At 47.7% G+C, this 4,660-nt stretch carries 5 protein-coding genes; 4 read left to right on the top strand and 1 reads right to left on the bottom strand.

Annotated elements, in window-relative coordinates:
- Window positions 1–1,017: MBOAT family protein (locus HOK28_13050; protein MBT6434020.1), on the bottom strand; the 1,017-nt coding region annotated here is incomplete at its 3' end.
- Between the two features lie 389 nt (window positions 1,018–1,406).
- Between HOK28_13050 and HOK28_13045 the strand changes: the two genes are divergently transcribed.
- The 4 genes from HOK28_13045 to HOK28_13030 all read left to right on the top strand — a co-directional run.
- On the top strand, window positions 1,407–2,729 hold the full coding sequence (locus HOK28_13045) for a nucleotide sugar dehydrogenase (protein ID MBT6434019.1): 1,323 nt from the start codon (window positions 1,407–1,409) through the stop codon (window positions 2,727–2,729).
- Between the two features lie 30 nt (window positions 2,730–2,759).
- Entirely contained in the window at window positions 2,760–3,491 is a 732-nt protein-coding gene (locus tag HOK28_13040) for a sugar transferase (GenBank protein ID MBT6434018.1), read from the top strand.
- 10 nt (window positions 3,492–3,501) lie between these two features.
- Window positions 3,502–4,521 (top strand): Gfo/Idh/MocA family oxidoreductase, encoded by a 1,020-nt coding sequence (locus HOK28_13035; protein MBT6434017.1) that lies wholly within the window; start codon window positions 3,502–3,504, stop codon window positions 4,519–4,521.
- Window positions 4,503–4,660 (top strand): hypothetical protein (locus tag HOK28_13030; protein ID MBT6434016.1); only part of this gene is annotated, 158 nt, incomplete at its 3' end. The genes HOK28_13035 and HOK28_13030, both read left to right, overlap by 19 nt.

Genomic DNA, 4,660 nt, shown 5'->3' with positions numbered 1-4,660 from the left:
GAGCATAGACCCATGCAGGCCGCCCCAGATAACGAAGGTCCAGGCCGCACCGTGCCAAAGGCCGCCGAGAAGCATGGTTGTCATCAAGTTGATATAGGTTCGCCGAGTTCCCTTACGGTTGCCGCCCAATGGAATGTAGAGATAGTCACGCAACCAGGCTGATAAACTCATATGCCATCTTCGCCAGAACTCTTGAATCGATTGTGAAAAATAGGGGAGGTTGAAGTTTTCACAAAGATTAAATCCAAGAAGCAGTGCGGTGCCTCGCGCAATATCCGTATAACCAGAAAAATCGCAGTATATCTGAAGCGCAAAGCCATAGCCCGCCAATAAGCTTGCAAAGCCAGTGGATGCTTCTTGAGTAAAGAGCTGGTCGACAATCACGGCCATGTTGTCGGCGATGACGACTTTTTTCCACATTCCCCAGGCGATTAAGAAAATACCTTTTTGAAAGACTGCGCTGGAGAATGTTCTTGGGTTTTCAATTTGAGGAATAAGACGTGAAGCACGTTCAATCGGTCCGGCGACCAATTGAGGAAAAAAACAAACATAGAGGGCAAAGTTTAAAGGGTCACCACATGGTTCGGTCTGCTTACGGTACACATCGATGGTGTAACCCATGGTTTGAAAGGTATAGAAGCTGATGCCCACGGGAAGGATGACATTGAGAACCAGTGGATCGGTTTGAATGCCCAAGCCCATTAAGAGCTCGTAAAGGCTTCCTGCAAAAAAGTTAAAGTACTTAAAGGTGGCTAGAATCCCAAGGTTGACCACAATACTGATCAGGACCAGTCGCTTGCGCCTGGCTGTCTCTTGGGTCTGTGCAAGCCGCTGACTTAGGGTGTAATCGATAATGGTCGATAGGAGAATGAGCCCAAGAAATTTCCAGTTCCAACTGCCATAAAAGTAATAACTGGCCACAAGCAGGAGTGTGTTTTGTGCTCGCTTTTGGAGCATCCAGTAAACAAGAACAACCGCCAGAAGGAAGACGGGAAATTGAAGCGAATTAAATAGCACGAATACCCTACAGTTGTTTAAAGAGTCCCCGGAGCAACGTGACACCCGGGGTATTCAAGTATGCTTGATGCAGGGGATATTCCGCACTTAGGACCTTTGCAAGAACTTGAATGACTGATTTCACGGTGGTTTTCCTTTATATGCACCTTGAGATGTCCGACGAACCGATGGATTTGTTAGGAGAAAGCGTTCCAACTTCGACTAGAAGCACGTGGATCTCCTATTTTGTCTACTTAAAGAGTCTTCTTTTCCTTAAAATACGGCCATTTCGCGTGATCTGGGTGAGATTGACAGTGCCGTGGTTCTTTGGCATTTGCCCGTATTCCCAGAGGGATATTCAGCTCTTTTCCTGAGTTGATGAACCCATTGATTGATGCAGGGGCGATGCAGTGACGACTGAAAATATTCTATCTAAAATCAGAGACGGTAAAGCAACCGTGGGTGTTGTGGGCCTTGGTTATGTTGGCCTACCGCTGGTGCTTAGTTTTTCGCGCCCGGGCTTTAAGATTATCGGTTTTGATATCGACCAAAAGAAAATTACGGCTCTTACAACAGGTAAAAGTTATATCAGGCATATCCCAGCCTCTACTGTAGATCCCCTGATAGAAAATTCTCAGTTTGAGCCAACGACCGATTTTAGCAAAATCACTGAATGTGATGCTATTATTTTGTGCGTTCCGACACCGCTGAACAAAAATCGAGAACCAGATATGAGTTATATTGAGGGCACTGCTCGTAATATCGCTCCGTATCTGCAGCCCAAGCAATTGGTTGCCTTGGAGTCCACAACATACCCTGGAACGACCAGGGTATTACTCAAAGATATTCTTGAGGAAGTGTCGGGATTGCGAGCGGGGGAAGATTTTCATTTGGCCTACAGTCCAGAGCGCGAAGATCCCGGCAATGCGAAATTTGGAACCAGCACGATTCCGAAAGTCGTTGGTGGTTTAACCGGACGCTGCACAGAGATTGCATGTGAGCTTTATAAGACTTCCATCAGTGAAGTTGTCCCAGTCTCAAGCACTGAAGTTGCAGAGATGACAAAGTTACTCGAGAATATCTTTCGAAGTGTGAATATTGCACTTGTGAACGAGTTAAAGGTGGTCTGTCATGAGATGGGCGTTGATGTTTGGGAAGTTATCCAGGCAGCGGCAACGAAGCCCTTTGGTTTTATGCCCTTTTACCCGGGGCCAGGCTTAGGCGGACACTGTATACCGATTGACCCGTTTTATTTGACCTGGAAGGCACGAGAGTTTGGTCTTTCGACTCGCTTCATCGAATTGGCGGGTGAGGTGAACACAAGTATGCCTCGCTATGTTATTGAGCGAATGGCCGAAGCTCTTAATAGCCAGAAGAAGCCGATCAATGGGTCAAAGATTCTCGTTTTAGGACTGGCATACAAGAAGAACGTGGACGATCAGCGAGAGTCGCCATCATTGACTTTGATTGAAATGCTTCAGGAGCGTGGGGCAGAAGTTTCATATCATGATCCCTTCGTGCCCAAGACTCATAAAATGCGCGAGCACGATTTACAGATGGAATCGCAAGAATTGTCTGAAGAAGTTTTACGTGGGGCTGATGCTGTATTGATCGCAACTGATCACGATGTGGTCGATTATAACCGTGTTTGTGAACTTGCTTCGCTGATTGTGGATACTCGTAATGCGACGGAGTCTTATAGTGGTGCTCGAGATCACATCTTCAAGGCATAAAGCCTGGAGCACTGAGTCCGGAATCAATCAATGTCTTTGAAATCAAGTTCTGACAAATCAAACCATCGTGCTGTAAACGAAGGCATGCCCAGCTCTCTGCAAAAGCTTATCGCGGGGTTGGGTCTTGTCGTTGCGTCTCCTATTTTAGCAGGTTGTGCCGCTGCAGTGGCGTGTTCCTCCAAAGGGCCCATTTTGTTTCGGCAACAGAGAATGGGGCGAAATGGTAAGGCATTTACCCTCTATAAGTTTCGAACCATGGCCGATTCTAATACCGGGCCCAAGGTGACGGTGAAGGGTGATCCTCGGATTACGTCTATTGGCAAAATCCTTCGTAAGTCTAAGCTCGATGAATTGCCGGAGTTATGGAATGTCGTAAACGGCACCATGGCACTGGTTGGGCCTCGTCCTGAAGCTGTTGAATACGTCGATTTAAATAAAGAGCTATGGAATACCGTTTTACTGGCCCGTCCAGGCATTACAGACCCTGTCACCATCAATCTGCGAAACGAAGAGGAACTCTTGGCGGCGGTGGATGGTGCTCGTGAGGACTTTTATAAATCCACGCTCCAGCCTTATAAGCTTCTCGGCTATAGAGATTATTTGTTTGAGCGCACCTGTTTGAGTGATTTCCAAGTTCTTGTGAAAACTGTGATGGTTGTGTTGAACCCAGGTATGGCAAATCCTCCGAATCGTGAACGTGTTGAAGAGGTGGTGCAAAAATATTTGGACTGCGCTTCAACCGCGTCCCATATAGATAAGTGAGTACAGTACAATGAAAGCAGCTGTAATTGGTCTTGGCCCTCATGGCCGCCGTGTGGTTCAAGCAGTTCGTCAGATTGATGGATTAGAACTCGTTGCGGTCGTTGACCTTTCCCAAGAAGCTCTCGATGCAGTGGATTTACCCGAGAGCGTGAGCCGATTCAAAAGCGTGGATGATTTAGTGGCAGGCGCCGAAATCGATGTTTGCTGTATTGCTACCACGGGTCCAAGCCATCGAAGTCTGGTTGAGTCTGCTCTAAAAACAGGCGCGAAGTATCTCATGATTGAAAAACCTATGGGTTGTTCAATTGCCGAGTGCGATGAAATCAGTACGTTGGCCGCAGAAGCCGGGGCCCGAATCGCTGTGAGTCATGGGCGCCGATATCATCCTTATTATCGCTGGCTGCGAGAACGCTTTGCTTCAGGGGAGTGGGGAGAGATTCGGGGACTTTATTTTCAGTGCCCTGGTATCGGACTCGGCTGTAAGGCAATTCACTGGTTTGACTTGATGACATACCTGGTTGGTCGTACTCCCACGCGAGTTACGGGTTGGGTCGATGAGCCTAAAGGGAAAAACCCTCGAGGTGATCAGTTCGTCGACCCCGGCGGTATGGTGGTGATGGAATTTGGGGAGAGTTGCCGGGCGGTTATTCACCAGGTTGAAGATGGCGTTGGTCCTCTTTGCCTGGAAGCAACATTGACTGCGGCCCGAGTTCGGGCGGATGAGAAGCTGAATCAGTCTGAAATTATTGTGACTGACCCAAATTTTAAGCCAACACCAGGCAAGTATCGGGAATACAGTAATGTGGAATTGCCAGCGGGTTTATCAGTTCGGTGCGATATCATTCAAATGACTCAAGCGGTGATTGAAGACCTCATTTCTGATGAGCCAATTTGCAGTGACGCCAAGGCCGGCATGCAGTCGGTTGAAGTTTTAGTAGCGGCATATCTTTCTTCTAACAATGAGAATCGCCCTGTGAATCTTCCAGTAGATTCTACCGAGGGACGCTCTTTATGGTTACCGGTGACATGATGCGAATTGGTATCGTCGGCTACGGGAATATTGCTCGTAAGCATATTGAGGTTTTTAGAGCCTTAGGCTGTGAAATTGCTGCATCTTGTAATCGAAGTGAAGCCGGGCGAGAGCGGGCTCAGCAAGAAGGTCAGATTCT

The organism is Deltaproteobacteria bacterium, from assembly GCA_018668695.1.
Taxonomy (GTDB): Bacteria; Myxococcota; XYA12-FULL-58-9; order XYA12-FULL-58-9; family JABJBS01; genus JABJBS01.
This window is presented reverse-complemented; position numbering and strand designations above follow the sequence as displayed.